The organism is Helicobacter sp. T3_23-1056 (assembly GCF_053654535.1).
The window spans coordinates 46,147-60,437 of record NZ_JBSIUU010000012.1; the positions used below are offsets into that span (position 1 = coordinate 46,147).

Below are 14,291 nucleotides of genomic sequence, written 5' to 3' on the forward strand. Positions count from 1 at the left end.
GTTTTGTAAGTGTTTTTTGTGTTTTTTGTGTTTTTTTGTGGTTTTTGATATTGATTTGTAATGCTTGATAATGAGTCTATAAATGCAGGGAACATAAAATATATAAGAACAAAAATTGCTTGTTATTATAACTGCGTTGTTTTAATCTGTGGCGTTTTTTGCGTTTTTTAGTCCTTTTTTGGCATTTATGACAAAAATCTATAAAATCTTTTAGAATCATTTGGCGTTAGAGTGGCGGATAGATTTTTGATAGTTTGTGGTTTTTGGTCATTTTGCAAAACCTCATCTAAATCATCTAAATCCTCGCTAATAATGATTTCTACGCATTCAAAGCCATTTTGTTTTAGCAAAGGCATCACTTCCTCTCCCCACTCGATAAAATGCCACCCCTCATCATCTAGCCATTCCAAAAGCCCAAGCTCTAGCACATAATCCACATCGATACGATACAAATCATAATGAAAAACACTGCCATAATCTGTGTTATTTGTTTGATTTGTGCTATTTTTTGGGGCATTTTGACTACCGATTTTGCCATATTCATTTCGTATCCCAAAAGTAGGTGAGCTAGCCCGCACAAAAGCAAAATCCTCAAAATCTAGGCTACTTTTTTTACTACTTTCTTTCGCGCTTTTTTTTGTGCCTTGTTTAGAGTTTTTTTTGCCATTATTATGTGGATTTTGCTTGTTTTGCATAAGCGATAGCACCGCTTGCACTAGCGTAGTCTTGCCACTTCCTACCGCACCGCTTAATACAAAAATCCTCTCTTTTCTCTCCAAAATCATATTAGCGATTGTCGCTATATCTGCCACATTTGCGCAAAAAATGTCGGCGTTTTTTGCGCATTGTGTGGGCGTTTTTTGCCCATAGCTTCGTGTTAGATTTTGTGCTGTTTTTGTCATTTATGTTGTTTGTGGCTTGTTGTCATCTTGCACGCGCATTTGTGTCGCGCCAAAATTTTGCTTTATGCTATCGATTAGCTCTTTGTTTTGGGCGATGAATTGTTGAGTTTGAAGCTGGGACTTTGCTAAATCGTTGTCATTAGATTGCGCTTTATTGTCCTCGTTAGATTCTGTCGCATTAGTCGTGTGAGTCGCATTTGGCTCATTAGATTCCATAGATTTGCTTTGGTCAAAGTCGCCAAAATCCGTATCGCTAGAATCTATATTTGCAGAATCGATATGCTGTGGATTAGATTCTTGCGAATTGTTTTGCGCATATTCTTGCGCGTTATTTTGGGGATTTTCTTGCATATTTGTTTGAATAATAGATTCTGTTATGCTAGATTCTATGGCGTTATTAGGCTCTGCTTTAGATTCCTCCATATTTTGGTTTTGTCTTGGACTTTGGTTCAGATTTTGGCTAGGGGGTTGATTTGTGGGGTTGCTAGGATTTGTATCATTTTTGCTATCTTTTGCGGTGTTTTTTATCGCTATTGTTTCGCCAAATATTTCTTTTGCAAGCGCGACTATGACGGCATATCCACGCGTTAGTTGCCCTTTTTGGTTTTCATTTGGGCAAGCTTTCCAATACAGCACATTTTCTTTCACGCATTCAAACTCCACGCACGCGCTAAACACTTCGCCTAGCTCAAAAGAGCGGTCATAAATTTTTTTGACTAATTCATCAAATTTTGCATTATCTAAGTCGCTAGCTAGATTTTGGTTTGTCGCATTTGTGGGCGTTAGTGGCATTTGGCTAGGATTTGGCATAGGTTGCGTGCTAGAATCTTGTGTGTTGTCATTTGCAGTATTTGGGGGATTTTGGGTATTGCGCTCTTTATTTGGCATAGATTCTTGCGATAAATCTTGTGCTAGATTTTGGGGTTGATTTTGGGATAGATTTTGTGCGTTATTTTGTATGGGATTTTGGGGTAGATTTTTAGATAAAACACCTGTTTTTTCTAGCGAATTTATCGCTTCATTTATATCTTTTAGCTTCATTGCCTCGCGCATTTTTAGGCTTATGAGAGTTAGGACAAACCCGCCATCAGGATTTAGATTTAGCAGGGATTTTGCCCGCGATAAAATCCCCAAAAATCTATCCAAAAGCAACAAAGGAAAATCCTTATTCCCGCCAAAAAGCGCGTCTTTTAGAAAAAGTAGCATTTCATCGATTATCATTTCGCATTCATATTCGCTTAGCGTTTCTAGATTTCTTTTTAGCCCCTCCTCATCATTATGCAAAATGCTCCCAAAAAAATCGCTCAACACCTGTGGATCTACCACGCCTAGCATTTGAGTTACTTGCTGTGTAGTCAAAAATTTATCACAATAATTTATCGCTTGGTCAGTTAGCGTTAGTGTATCGCGCAAGCTCCCTCCGCCCGAGCGAGCGATGATTTCTAGCGCACCATCATCATACCCCACTTCTTCTTTTTGCAATATCATTTTTAAATGCGCCACAACCAGCCTATGTGGAATCTTTTTAAACCGAAAATGTTGCGTGCGCGATAAAATCGTAGCAGGAAGTTTTAGCGGGTCGGTAGTCGCAAGGATAAATTTCACATACGGCGGTGGCTCTTCAAGGGTTTTTAACAATGCGTTAAATGCTTCTTTTGTCAGCATATGGACTTCATCTATGATAAAGATTTTAAATCGTGCCATTGCGGGGGCGTATTTGGTTTGCTCAATCAAATCGCGGATATTATCGATACTGCGATTTGAAGCGGCGTCCATTTCGATAATATCGATATTTCTCCCCTCTAATGTCGCCTTGCAAATATCACATTCCCCACAAGGCGTAGAGATAGGTCCCCTCTCACACTCCAAAGCCCGCGCAAAAATCCTAGCCGAGCTTGTCTTGCCACTGCCTCTAAGCCCGCTAAAAAGATACGCATGAACAATGCGATTTTTATCCAATGCCATTCCTAGCGTCTTAGAAATCGCATCTTGTCCTATGAGGTCGCAAAACAGCTGTGGGCGGTATTTGAGAGCTAGGGCAAGCGACATAGATTCTCCTTATTTTTAGCGATAATATCTCACGCAAAATGCAAATTTTTTAAAATAAATAAGTAAAAAATAAGTTGAAATTATAATGACATTTTTGCAACATTTGCAACAAAACGATAAAATGTTGGCTTGCAGTAGCGATATATCTTGTTATCGTCTTGTATAGAAGTTTTAAAGTCCAAATGCACGCTAAAATGGCTTAACAAAAAGGCTTAATGCAACATCACAAACAAAATCAACAACAAAAACAACAAAGGGGAATACAAATGACAACCACAAAAAACCAAAAATCAAAATCGCCAAAAAATAGCAAAATCCACAGCTACAAAATCTCCACCAAAGATTTGCAATCCATCTTTAAAACCCTCCCAAATATCACACATTTTCAACTACAAAAAATTCGCACAAAAGTGCCTACTAAGATTTACAAAAAGCTACAAACCCTATGCCCTTTTATCGACAAATACACGATTAAAGATTTGCAAAAAGAAGCCACTTCATTTATGCAAATCGCTACACAGCTATCAAATGACGCCGCATTTAGCAACCTAGTGGAAGAAAAATAAGCCCAAATAACATAAAAAATGTTATTAAAATATGTCTTAAGCCATATTGCTATTTTGGTTAGATTTTATGCCTATTTTTAAGTCGCTTTTCTTAAATAAGTTAAAAACTTATTAAAACTTCTTGTGATAAGATTTCGCTTATGCTTTTTAGCAACGCTTGCTTTATTGACAACGCTTTTTGCAATGCCTTTTTAGGACTTTTTAGCAACGCTACAATAGCCACAAATACATAAACAACACATAATAAAACAAGGCAAACAAATGAAATCTCTGCCAAATATTCTTACCATTAGCCGCATTATTTTAAGCATTTTTTTACTCTTTTTTTTGTTGCATAGTGATTTGGTATTGCCATCTTGGGTGGATAAAAGCTGGGCAAATTATGTCGCGTGTTTGATTTTTTGCATAGCGAGCATTACGGATTTTTTTGATGGCTACATAGCGCGCAATTTTGCCCTAGAATCCACTTTTGGCGCGGTGTTTGACCCTTTGGCAGATAAAATGCTGATTTTAAGCGCGTTTATTGGGCTTTTGCTTCTTGGCAGGGCAAATGCGTGGGCGGTGTTTATGATTTTAAGCAGGGAGTTTTTTATCACAGGTTTGCGCGTGGTAGTAGCCTCTGTGAAATCCAACTCCAAACAACCACAATCTAGCAAGACAAAATCTAGCATTTCTATCAAAGCTAGCAATTTAGGCAAATACAAAACAGGCGTGCAAATCGCTGCAGTTGCGTTTTTGCTAGCGGATTTTTTCCCGGGTGGAGAGGTGCTTTTGTGGCTAGCGACTTTTATCACGCTATATTCTGGCATCGATTACACGGTTAAATATTACAGGGCTTTGTAGATTTTTGATAAAATCTAGGTGGGATTCCAACAAGTTTTTTTGAAAAATCTTATGAGAATCCGCAAAATCTAGTTTCATCATCATTTTATCAAACACGATTTCAAGGAACATTATGGGTTTTTTAGAAGCACTTTTAGCATTATGTTTTTTAATCTTTTTTCACGAGCTAGGGCATTTTTGCGTAGCAAGATATTTTGGCGTATTTGTAGAAGTGTTTAGCATAGGATTTGGACCAAAGATTTTGACCAAAAAAATCGGGCAAACCAAATACGCGATTTCTGCTATCCCGCTAGGTGGCTATGTCAAGCTAAAAGGGCAAGATGACTTAGACCCGCTAAAAAAAGACAGCGCAAATGATAGCTTTAGCACAAAGCCCACATATCAAAAAATGCTAATTTTATTTGCTGGACCATTTTTTAATTTTATTTTGGCATTTATCATCTACCTAATCGTAGGCTCTATGGGGGTAAAAACGCTATCTCCAAAACTAGATTCCCCAAAAGAAAATTCCCCTGCAAGCGTGGCAAAACTCCAAAAAGGCGACATAATTTTATCCATCGATGGCAAGCAAATACACTCGTGGGAGGACATAGCCATAGCCATTGCAAATGCCAAAGAAACAAAAGAGGGGGATAAAAAGTTTGCACCATTAAACTTTGTGATAAAAAGAGAATCTAGCGATTCTAAAGATTTTAAGGATTCTAAGATTTCCAAAGATTCTAAGACTTCTAAGGATTTTAAAGAAAAAGATTTGACAAGCAATGATTCCAACGCAACACAGCAGATTTTAGAGCTAAAAATCGCCCCGCAAATCGCCCTAACCAAAAATATGTTTAATGAGGAAATATCTCGCCCCATCATTGGCATAACACCACTAGGCGAAATCATAGAGCAAAAATTTGGTGGATTTGGGTTAGTTGCTTTTGCCTTTGATGAATGCAAAAAATCCTCTGTGATGATTTTTGAGGGAATCAAAAAGCTAGTTTTAGGTGTGATTCCACTAGGGGAGATAGGTGGGGTGGTGGGGATTGTAAATATTATGGCAGATATTGCGCCTAGTGGGTTTGTCGCATTTGGCTTGCTTGTCGCGCTCATATCGATAAATCTAGCGGTTTTAAATCTACTTCCTATCCCAGCCCTTGATGGCGGGCAAATGCTTATCACACTTTATGAAGGGCTAAGCAAAAAGCCTATCAATGAACAAGTGCTTTATATCATTACGATTGCGGGCTGGAGCTTGTTGCTAGGGCTTATGCTACTAGGGCTTTATAATGACTTTTCGCGCATTTTCCCAGACTCTTTGCAAGCATTGCCACGCATAGAGCCTTAAAAGTTTTTATCGGTTTAGCAATGCCCGCCCTATCAGTAAGTGCGCTAAATACGCAGATAAAATCCCTTATTGAAACGACATTTTTATCTGTCGTAGTGGAGGGGGAGATAAGCAATTTTACTTTGCATAGTAGCGGGCATTTGTATTTTAGTCTAAAAGATGAAAAAAGTGTCATATCTTGCGTAATGTTTAGAGGGAATGCTAAGGGGTTAAAATTTACCCCCCAAAATGGCGAAAAAGTCGAACTAAAAGGCACGCTAAGTGTGTATCTACCAAGAGGGGGCTACCAAATCATCGTTGAGAGTATGCGCCCAAGCGGGCAAGGAGAGCTAGCACAAAAATATGAAGAGCTAAAGAAAAGGCTAGAATCAAAAGGCTACTTTGCAAAATCAAAAGCACAAAAACCCCTGCCCTCATTCCCCAAAAAAATCGCCCTGCTTACCTCGCTAAATGGCGCAGCCCTCCAAGACATACTCCGCGTAGCGCAAAATCGATGGAATCTAGTGCATTTTGTCGTGTTTGATACGCTAGTGCAAGGCACAGATGCAAGACACAAAATCGCACAAAATATCGCGCTAGCTGATAGCTTTTATGGTAGTGATGAAGCATTTGATATAATCGTGCTTAGCAGGGGTGGAGGTAGTATGGAGGATTTATGGGCGTTTAATGAAAAAATCGTAGCCGAAGCGATATTTAACGCACGCACGCCTATCGTTTCAGCCGTAGGACACGAAATCGATTTTGTGATTAGCGATTTTGTAGCAGATATGCGCGCCCCTACGCCGAGTGCGTGTATGGAGATGATTTTGCCTGATAAAAAAGAATGGCTTTTAAGGCTTGATGATTTATCACAAGCCCTAGATTTTAGCTTTGGCAAGTTTTTGCAAAAAGCAGGCGCGACTTTGCGTGATTTGCGTGCATTGTATCAATCAAAAAGCTATGAAGCGAGACTAAAGCAAGGCGGGGATAACATCGCTACGCATAAAGATTTGCTAAATTCTAATTTTTGCGCTATCTTGCGACAAAAAAGCCAAAATCTAAATTTACTAAAACAAAATCTTAGCCTAGAAATGATTTTTAGGCAAAAAACATTAGTGCTAGATTCTCTAAAGCAAGCTATGCAAGGGCAAAATCCAAAATCTAAAATCAAAGCAGGCTATGCCCAAATCTCACAAGAATACAAAATAAAGCCTTTGTGTGATTTGAGGGTGGGAGATGAGTTTGAGCTATGTGATGGCGAGATAGAAGCAAAAGCAAGAGTGCTAGATACAAAAAAGCCTAAATCCGCGTTTTAAATGCGGATTTAGGGCTATCAAATATGAGTTACAACAAAATCGCTATTTTGGCATACAGCCTATGGTAAAGCTAGCACTTAGCACCAAATCTTCCTCTTTTGTCGTAGGAAGTGATAGCTCTCTATTGTTTAGTGAGGATTTAGCAGAGGTTGGCTCTACGCTCATCGCCATTACGCCATTTCTGCCCTGTGATTTTGGTGTTTTTAGGTTATCGACTTCTTGGAAATTTATATCCTCGATATTGCACTCCTGCCTCAAAGCCTTAGAATACTGCTTTGCAACGCCTTGTGCTTTTTTTAGCAACTCTGTGCGCATCTCTTGGGTATTTTTATCGATTTGCTCAGGGGTAACAATTGCTTGCAAAGGCAATAATGGAAGCGTTAGCAAAGGATTTCTCCCCACTTCTACCCCCACCGCTTTTAGCAATTTTTCATAAGCGGTTTTTTGCTCAACACCAAAACTGCATTCAATCTCTTGGCTAGCACTAAACCCTACCCTGCGTCTATTGCGCTCATAATACACTTCTGGCGCATATCCATAGCTACCACCTGAACAAATCTCTTTATTTGCCTTTATCAGCCTAGAGACTGCCTCAAAAGTCTGCACCAAACTATCGCTTTGGTCATCATTTAGCTTAGGTAGCGCGCGCAATGCGTTGCTACCTTGTATGCGGATTTTTGCCTTAAATGTATCGGGCTGGGCTTTAGAGCGAACTTCCATTTCTTGGTTTATAGATAGTTTGCGCTCGGTTGCGATTTTGTTGTCATTTAGGGCAAATCCTAGCCATATACCGCATACAAACACGATAGCTACGACAGAGACTGCCACAATGAATTTTTTTGAGTCTAACATATTATGCTCCTTAGATTAAGCAATTTCATTAGCTAGATTTTGGTGTGGCTAATGATTTTGTAATTGCTTAAAAAATTTGTAGTTGCATTGTAGTCAAATAAACCTTAATATTTACTGAATATTTACTAATTATTTACTGAATATTAACTAAATATTTAATGCAGATTTACCATTAGATTTTGGGCTTAAAATGGCGTATTTTAGGGGGTTTGACAAAAAATGCAGTTGAAGTCTTGCCACAAATATTGCAAAAATTTTTGAAATATTTTTATGAATATTTTTAGATTTTGCTTGAATATTTGTTGATTTTTTATTGCCTTTTGTAGCAAAAATTTTTACAACATATCAAAAAAATATAGTCCAAAATCTAAAAAATCACACAATTACCAAAAATAACCTGAATTATTAAATCATCAACCATCATCAAATATCTTAAATCTAGCGATACAGATAGATTGTCATTTTTTCGCCTTTTAGGATTAGGCTTTTTTCCTCTTTGTGCGTGATTTCAAACACCCCATCAAGCCCACGCACAAGCCGAAATTCAAACCTTGTAACCTCTCTTGGCGTGCAAATCTTGCGCGTAGCACTACCCGGGATAATATCCAAATGCGTCCTATCATTCCACGAATACCGCGCATAATACGAGCCACAGCCACTCTCCCCTGAAATCCTATTTTCTTTTGCATCAAAATCCATTGTGGCGATTTTGTCGATTTGGGCTAGCTCATATATAGGCGTTGGCTGGCTATTATTGTTGGCATTATTGGCATTATTTTCGTTAGTATCTTGGCTATGTTGCTTTATTTTATCGGATTGCTGATTGGATTCTTGTGGTAAGCCATTTTTTAGGGATTCTTGTGCGTTTTGTGCTAGCACTTGAGGGGATAAAAACTCTTCGCCATTTTCGCTAGAGTTTTCACTAAAAACAACGATTTTTTGGATATACCATTCATTTGCAGGGAGGTTGCCCTGCGTGGCTTTGCGCTGGATAAAATCAAACAACGAACACCCGCTAAATCCACATATAATCGCTATATTTATCGCCATTAGTTTTAAGATATTTTTTTTTGTGTGTGTCAATTTTTTTCCTTTTTTTGTGGGGATTAGAAGTCGCATAAATCGCGTCTATATGGGGGCTAGCTAGAATGATTTGTGTTTATTTTTGCTTAGGCTTCATCGCAGGCTTTTATTCCACGACAAAAGCAAAATCTAATCCAAATTTTACAAAAATTTTACCAACATTTAGTTTTTCAAATGCTTGTAGCTTTCCAAATAGCTTGCAGTTTGCCAAATAGCTTTCCCAAAATCCATTAGCGAATTTTAGCTACGGATTTAGCGGATTTTGGTGCGCTCTAAGATTTTGCGACAAAGCGCGCTTGTGGTGAAATTGCATTTAAACGCGGGCTGTTCGCTAAAATCGCTAGGCGTTATGCTAAAAGCTACATTTTGATTCCCCGCAGTTGCGATTAGGCGATTTTTGCTAAAGATTAGTTGGCAGTTTGGGGTATTGCCAAAATCACTATTTTGCAACGAATTTTGCAACGAATTTTGCAACGAATTTTGCAACAGATTTAAGCTAGATTCTTGCATAGTCGCAAGTGGCATTGGGCTAAGCGTAAAAGAAGTATAAAGCAGTGAAAATCTCTCTTGCAAAGTCGCCAAAGACTGCGCTAGCTTAGCATAGCAAGATTTTTCTTTTATGTGCAAAAAGCTAGGGATTGCCACGACTAGCACGCCTAAAATAGAAATGACAAACACTAGCTCAATAAGGCTAAACGCGCTTTTTGTATGCCCTGTTTTGATTGCGCTTTTTTGCCTTGCAAAATCTAATCTAAGCGACAAAATCTAAACCCAAATAACCAAAATATTATGCAAAATCAAAGCAGTGAATCTTGCAAGTTGATTCTAAGAGGGTTTGGATAGGCTTTTAGTAGCTTTTGGCAAAGTGGCGAGCTAGATAGCGGGGCAATCTCTATATTTAGCGTTTGCGCATTTGCATCGATTATCACGCAGTTATTTTGCGTATCGATTGTGCCTTCTTTGCTTAGACGCACACCATTTCCCTGTGCTATCCAGCGCAGTGGGGATAGCCCTGCGATACGCATTATAAAATCGCCATTTAGGCTTGTGGCTAGATTGTCCTGCGTGGTGGCGGCTACTTGGATAGATGAGATGATGGCTTGAATGTCTTTATTTATGGCGGCATATTGCGCATCGGTGCGCGTGGCACTTAGCTTTGGGATAGCAATAGCGGCTAATATCCCAACCACAGCGATGACAAACACTAGCTCAATAAGGCTAAACGCGCTTTTGTAGTGTTTATGTAAGCGTTTGTGTGAATGTCTATTTATGCGTCTTGTTTTTTGTATTTGTTGCATATTTTTCCTTAATTATTTTTTGCTATTTTGCATTTTTGGTTGCGCGAAATTATGGGATTCTAGCCCAAAATCTTATCAAGCATTTTTTTGACAAACTCCGCACAGATTTTCGCGCTTGAGTCCAAAAACTCATCAAAACTCACATCAGCGCTACCATCAGCACTATCGCTGATAGAGCGAAACACACAAAAAGGCACGCCAAAGCTATCGCACACCACCGCCACACTAGCTCCCTCCATCTCCACTGCGTCCGCGCCAAAATTATCCACTAGCCATTGCTTTTTCTCCACACTATGCACAAACTCATCGCCTGAAGCGATTATCCCCTCTTTTAGCAGGATTTCGCCATTTTTTACGCCACATTCTGCGCTGTATTCTTGGGCGACAAGATTTGCTATGCCATTTAGAATCTTGCTAGATTCTACAAACAACTTGCTTTCAGGGATAAATCCTAGCGGATGCCCAAATGCGCTAATATCCACATCGTGCTGGCATAGCTTGGTGGCGATTAGCATATCGCCGATTTTTAGATTTGGGTTTAGCGCGCCTGCCACACCGCCAAAAATGATTGCCTCACAGCCAAAATGCGCTATCATCGTAGTAGCAGTCATCGCGCTATGGACTTTGCCTATTTTGCTATATGCGACATACAAAGTAGCATTTTTATACGGAATCTCATAGTAGATATTCCCACCCACAGCAAGCGCGGTATGCGTGGGAAAAAGATTTAACAACGGCGTAATTTCTTCTTGCATAGCACCGATGATGCCGATTTTTTGGTAGTTTGGTGCGATATTAGATTTTATACTAGATTCGTTATTATCGTGCATTTATTACTCCTTAGATATGCTTTTGGCTCTCTTTTGACTAGCGTTTTGTTGGCACGCTTTTTGTCGCATTTGATAGATTTTAGCCATTTTGCTGTATTTGGGCTATGGTGGCTTTTAGGGATTCTGTGTCGCTTACATTTAGCGTGGGTTTTTGGCTTAGCCGTTTGTTTAGCCCTTTTAGCACAGAGCCGTGTCCTAGCTCGATATAGGCATCTACTTCGTTATCTATGCTTTGGATAGATTGTTTGTATAGCACTGGGGAGGTTAGTTGTAGGCTTAGCAGTTTTAGGGCGTCTTTTGCGTTGTTGTAGGGTAGCGCATTGGCATTTGAGATGATAGGCAGTGCAAAGCTATCTTTTAGCATTGGTTTTAACAACGCTTCAAACTCGGCGTTCATAGGCTCTAGTAGCGGGCAGTGGCTAGCCACAGACATCGGCAGTAGTAGCACACGCTTAGCCCCCAAATCTTTTAACACATTTGTAGCAAAATCTAAATCCGCCTTTTTCCCCGCGCAAACGACTTGCCCATCGCCATTATAGTTTGCACACCATATTTGTTTGCCATCTTTTCGTAGATTCTCACACGCCTTCTCTAGCTTTGCGTCCTCTAGCCCCACGACTACAAGCATTCCTGCGTCTATGTTTTCGCAAGTTTTTTGCATTAGCTCGCCTCGTTTTTGCGTGAGGTATAGCCCATCTTCAAAGCCAATCCCTAATGCCACGCATAGCGCACTTATCTCGCCTAGCGAATGCCCTAGAGCAAATTTTGCCAAAAGTGGAGATTCTTGCTGCAAGATAGTGTGGGCGATTTGGCTTATCAAAAAAATCGCTGGCTGGGTGTATTGCGTTTGGTTTAATAAATCATTTTCGCTAAAAAGTAGCTTAGCAAAATCTAGTTTTAGCTTCTCGCTAGCTATGCCAAACATTTCCTTTGCGACTTCAAAATTTTCATAAAAATCTTTGCCCATACCGATGGCTTGAGAGCCTTGACCCGGGAAAATAAACGCATATTGCATAATTACCTCGCTTTAATGTTGTATTTTGTGCCTAATTTTTGCAAAACGCGTATTTTATCAATTTTTTGCTTAGAATTTCTTAGATTTTGTGTTTTTGTATGTTTTGATATAATATTTCAAAATTTTTCTTTATTTTTCACATTGCTTAAGGATTTTACTAAATGAAAAAACTAGATTTTGATTGCCCTATCTTTTTGGCTCAAAGCGACACCACAGCGGGATTTCTATGCGCCAATGCCACAAAGCTAAATGCCATAAAAAAGCGCGCGCAAAATCAAAAAATCCTGCTTGCATTAAGCGATTTTAGGGAGCTAAAATCGCGTTTTAGGATTCCGCCATTTGCCAAAAAAATCGTGCGAAATGCCAAAAAAACGAGCTTTATTTTGCCAAATAAAAAGAGTTTCCGCGTGGTAGCAAAATCTAAAATGCTAGATTTTACGCTAGATTTTACTATGGATTCTAGCGAGGCACATAGGGAGTTTTTATCCCATTTTGGAGGGCTTTATAGCACTTCGGCAAATGAGAGTGGCAAGCCGTTTAATCTAGCGTGGGCACTGCAAAATGCCGATATTGTCGTGCTAGATTCTAGGGGGATTTTTGAGGCAAAGCCTAGCAAAATCTACAAACTAGGCAAAAAGCGCGCTAAAATCCTGCGACACTAAATCACGCAAAATAAACACACTAAAATCTAGCCAAATCTAATCAAAATCCATACTAAAACAAAATCCAAAAGGTGCAAAAATGAGAATCGATAAATTTCTAAACTCTACAAATGTGGTAAAAACGCGCAAAATCGCCCAAGATATGTGCGCTTCAAGCGTGGTAGAGATAAATGGCATAGTCGCAAAAGCAAGCAAAGAAGTCAAAGTGGGCGATAAAATCACGCTAAGATTTTTAGAATCAACCAAAATCTATGAAGTCCTAGCAATCCCCGCTACAAAATCAATCCCCAAAGCAAAATCTAGCGAATACGCAAGGCTAATAAACTAAGGCAAATAAGCTAAATTTGCGAGTTTTTGGATTTTTTTGGGGGGCTTTTTTGGCTTTTTTTTTGGTTTTTTTGTGGTTTTTTTGTGGTTTTTATTGCGAAAGTAAAAATTTTTTTATTGCAAAGTAAATTTTGCTTTGTCATTAGTGGAATTTTGAGTGGGGTTTTGCTAGTGAGATTTTGCTTTTATCGCCATTGCAAACAAATGTTTTTCCGTCATTGCGAGCAAAAATGAGCGTAAGCGATTTTTTGCTAGGCAATCTATTTTGTCTATATTGCATTGTAGATTGCCACGCATTAGATTTTGCTAAAACGCAAAATCTAATTGCTCGCAATGACAAACTAGCAGGCGTTGTTCGCTCGCAATGACAGCAATGCAAAGTCTTTCAATGAGAGAATTTTCCACTCTCTTGCGGATTTGCACACTTCTTGTCCCCCCTCCCTTGCGGAGGGGGCTAGGGGGTGGGTATCTTGTCATACTGAGCGTAGCGAAGTATCTCAAAATGCCAATAAAAACAGAGATATTTCGCTCTCACGGACTCAATATGACAAAGAAACTTCCGTCATTGCGAGCGCAACTTGTTGCGCGTGGCAATCTATGACTTTTATCATTGCAAGAATTTTCAATGTTATTGCGAGATTTTGCGTTATAACCATTGCAAACAAATGTTTTTCCGTCATTGCGAGCAAAAATGAGCGTAAGCGAGTTTTTGCGTGGCAATCCACAAATCAATGCAAAAACCATAGATTGCCACGCGTTGCGTTGCAACGCTCGCAATGACAAATAGTAATCATAGATTGCCACGCATTAGATTTTGCTAAAACGCAAAATCTAATTGCTCGCAATGACAAACTAGGTAGCGTTATTTGCTCCGCAATGACAAAACTAGCAAGCGTTGTTTGCTCCGCAATGACGGAAGCAGAATCATTGTCTGCAATGACGAACATTTCTTTGTCATATTTTGGGTTTGTCATATTTAGGCGTTAAAAAGTTTAGGCGTTGAAAAGCCGAAATAACTCTTAAATATGCCAAATGTTTGCAAAGTGTTGGAACAACATTTGTATAAGCAAAAATACTAGATTTTATCGCCCAAATTTTTGGACAAAATTTTGGACAAAGTTCTTGGACAAAGCAAAGTTAAGCTTGGACAAAATTAAAGTTAGTCCAAAGTTAATCTCAAAGTTTAAGCTAAGGTAAATGTATCGTTTTTTGTTTTTTGTTATAATCACATTATTTTTG

At 39.1% G+C, this 14,291-nt stretch carries 17 protein-coding genes; 8 read left to right on the top strand and 9 right to left on the bottom strand.

The annotated features are described in order from the left end of the window. Positions 1-185: 185 nt before the first annotated feature. Both ACWIUO_RS07670 and ACWIUO_RS07675 read right to left on the bottom strand, forming a co-directional pair. Positions 186-902: a tRNA (adenosine(37)-N6)-threonylcarbamoyltransferase complex ATPase subunit type 1 TsaE gene (locus ACWIUO_RS07670; protein ID WP_454177317.1), complete on the bottom strand. Its 717-nt coding sequence runs from the start codon at positions 900-902 to the stop codon at positions 186-188. After that, positions 903-2,951: a DNA polymerase III subunit gamma/tau gene (locus ACWIUO_RS07675; RefSeq protein ID WP_454177318.1), complete on the bottom strand. Its 2,049-nt coding sequence runs from the start codon at positions 2,949-2,951 to the stop codon at positions 903-905. Positions 2,952-3,217: 266 nt separating this feature from the next. Between ACWIUO_RS07675 and ACWIUO_RS07680 the strand changes: the two genes are divergently transcribed. From ACWIUO_RS07680 to xseA, 4 genes are all read left to right on the top strand, one after another. After that, a complete protein-coding gene (locus tag ACWIUO_RS07680; protein ID WP_454177319.1) occupies positions 3,218-3,517 on the top strand; it encodes a hypothetical protein in 300 nt (99 codons plus the stop codon). A gap of 261 nt (positions 3,518-3,778) precedes the next feature. Then, complete coding sequence (pgsA, locus tag ACWIUO_RS07685) at positions 3,779-4,360, top strand: CDP-diacylglycerol--glycerol-3-phosphate 3-phosphatidyltransferase (protein WP_454177320.1); 582 nt, start codon at positions 3,779-3,781, stop codon at positions 4,358-4,360. Between the two features lie 112 nt (positions 4,361-4,472). After that, positions 4,473-5,690, top strand: a complete 1,218-nt coding sequence (rseP, locus tag ACWIUO_RS07690; RefSeq protein ID WP_454177321.1) for an RIP metalloprotease RseP — start codon at positions 4,473-4,475, stop codon at positions 5,688-5,690. Positions 5,691-5,710: 20 nt separating this feature from the next. Further along, a complete protein-coding gene (xseA, locus tag ACWIUO_RS07695; protein ID WP_454177322.1) occupies positions 5,711-6,985 on the top strand; it encodes an exodeoxyribonuclease VII large subunit in 1,275 nt (424 codons plus the stop codon). A gap of 42 nt (positions 6,986-7,027) precedes the next feature. Here the strand turns inward: xseA and ACWIUO_RS07700 are convergent, their stop codons facing one another. From ACWIUO_RS07700 to fabD, 6 genes are all read right to left on the bottom strand, one after another. Continuing rightward, positions 7,028-7,837: an SIMPL domain-containing protein gene (locus ACWIUO_RS07700; protein ID WP_454177323.1), complete on the bottom strand. Its 810-nt coding sequence runs from the start codon at positions 7,835-7,837 to the stop codon at positions 7,028-7,030. 438 nt (positions 7,838-8,275) lie between these two features. Further along, positions 8,276-8,920, bottom strand: a complete 645-nt coding sequence (locus ACWIUO_RS07705) for an META domain-containing protein (RefSeq protein WP_454177324.1) — start codon at positions 8,918-8,920, stop codon at positions 8,276-8,278. A 252-nt stretch (positions 8,921-9,172) separates the two neighbouring features. Beyond that, a complete protein-coding gene (locus tag ACWIUO_RS07710) occupies positions 9,173-9,682 on the bottom strand; it encodes a type IV pilin protein (protein WP_454177325.1) in 510 nt (169 codons plus the stop codon). 35 nt (positions 9,683-9,717) lie between these two features. Beyond that, complete coding sequence (locus tag ACWIUO_RS07715; RefSeq protein ID WP_454177326.1) at positions 9,718-10,218, bottom strand: pilin; 501 nt, start codon at positions 10,216-10,218, stop codon at positions 9,718-9,720. A 59-nt stretch (positions 10,219-10,277) separates the two neighbouring features. After that, the gene (locus ACWIUO_RS07720) at positions 10,278-11,048 is read right to left on the bottom strand and encodes a 5'-methylthioadenosine/adenosylhomocysteine nucleosidase (protein WP_454177327.1); all 771 of its coding nucleotides are present in this window, start codon (positions 11,046-11,048) and stop codon (positions 10,278-10,280) included. 79 nt (positions 11,049-11,127) lie between these two features. Beyond that, positions 11,128-12,063, bottom strand: coding sequence for an ACP S-malonyltransferase (gene fabD, locus ACWIUO_RS07725; RefSeq protein ID WP_454177328.1), 936 nt, complete (start codon positions 12,061-12,063; stop codon positions 11,128-11,130). Positions 12,064-12,224: 161 nt separating this feature from the next. Here fabD and ACWIUO_RS07730 point away from each other — a divergent pair, with 161 nt between their 5' ends. From ACWIUO_RS07730 to ACWIUO_RS07745, 4 genes are all read left to right on the top strand, one after another. Beyond that, the gene (locus ACWIUO_RS07730; RefSeq protein WP_454177329.1) at positions 12,225-12,725 is read left to right on the top strand and encodes a Sua5/YciO/YrdC/YwlC family protein; all 501 of its coding nucleotides are present in this window, start codon (positions 12,225-12,227) and stop codon (positions 12,723-12,725) included. A gap of 79 nt (positions 12,726-12,804) precedes the next feature. Next, a complete protein-coding gene (locus ACWIUO_RS07735; protein WP_454177330.1) occupies positions 12,805-13,053 on the top strand; it encodes an RNA-binding S4 domain-containing protein in 249 nt (82 codons plus the stop codon). Between the two features lie 178 nt (positions 13,054-13,231). After that, complete coding sequence (locus ACWIUO_RS07740) at positions 13,232-13,420, top strand: hypothetical protein (RefSeq protein WP_454177331.1); 189 nt, start codon at positions 13,232-13,234, stop codon at positions 13,418-13,420. After that, positions 13,404-13,832, top strand: coding sequence for a hypothetical protein (locus ACWIUO_RS07745; RefSeq protein ID WP_454177332.1), 429 nt, complete (start codon positions 13,404-13,406; stop codon positions 13,830-13,832). The genes ACWIUO_RS07740 and ACWIUO_RS07745 overlap by 17 nt, the downstream gene beginning before the upstream one ends. Here ACWIUO_RS07745 and ACWIUO_RS07750 read toward each other — a convergent pair. Next, positions 13,781-14,026, bottom strand: coding sequence for a hypothetical protein (locus tag ACWIUO_RS07750; RefSeq protein WP_454177333.1), 246 nt, complete (start codon positions 14,024-14,026; stop codon positions 13,781-13,783). The two genes, ACWIUO_RS07745 and ACWIUO_RS07750, sit on opposite strands and share 52 nt — an antisense overlap. Between the last annotated feature and the right edge of the window lie 265 nt (positions 14,027-14,291).

Coding starts and splice junctions, on each gene's coding strand:
- ACWIUO_RS07670 (WP_454177317.1), bottom strand. CDS start 902: ATGACAAAAACAGCACAAAATCTAACACGAAGCTATGGGCAAAAAACG.
- ACWIUO_RS07680 (WP_454177319.1), top strand. CDS start 3,218: ATGACAACCACAAAAAACCAAAAATCAAAATCGCCAAAAAATAGCAAA.
- ACWIUO_RS07735 (WP_454177330.1), top strand. CDS start 12,805: ATGAGAATCGATAAATTTCTAAACTCTACAAATGTGGTAAAAACGCGC.
- ACWIUO_RS07700 (WP_454177323.1), bottom strand. CDS start 7,837: ATGTTAGACTCAAAAAAATTCATTGTGGCAGTCTCTGTCGTAGCTATC.
- xseA (WP_454177322.1), top strand. CDS start 5,711: ATGCCCGCCCTATCAGTAAGTGCGCTAAATACGCAGATAAAATCCCTT.
- pgsA (WP_454177320.1), top strand. CDS start 3,779: ATGAAATCTCTGCCAAATATTCTTACCATTAGCCGCATTATTTTAAGC.
- ACWIUO_RS07720 (WP_454177327.1), bottom strand. CDS start 11,048: ATGCACGATAATAACGAATCTAGTATAAAATCTAATATCGCACCAAAC.
- ACWIUO_RS07750 (WP_454177333.1), bottom strand. CDS start 14,026: ATGACAAACCCAAAATATGACAAAGAAATGTTCGTCATTGCAGACAAT.
- ACWIUO_RS07715 (WP_454177326.1), bottom strand. CDS start 10,218: ATGCAACAAATACAAAAAACAAGACGCATAAATAGACATTCACACAAA.
- fabD (WP_454177328.1), bottom strand. CDS start 12,063: ATGCAATATGCGTTTATTTTCCCGGGTCAAGGCTCTCAAGCCATCGGT.
- ACWIUO_RS07730 (WP_454177329.1), top strand. CDS start 12,225: ATGAAAAAACTAGATTTTGATTGCCCTATCTTTTTGGCTCAAAGCGAC.
- rseP (WP_454177321.1), top strand. CDS start 4,473: ATGGGTTTTTTAGAAGCACTTTTAGCATTATGTTTTTTAATCTTTTTT.
- ACWIUO_RS07675 (WP_454177318.1), bottom strand. CDS start 2,951: ATGTCGCTTGCCCTAGCTCTCAAATACCGCCCACAGCTGTTTTGCGAC.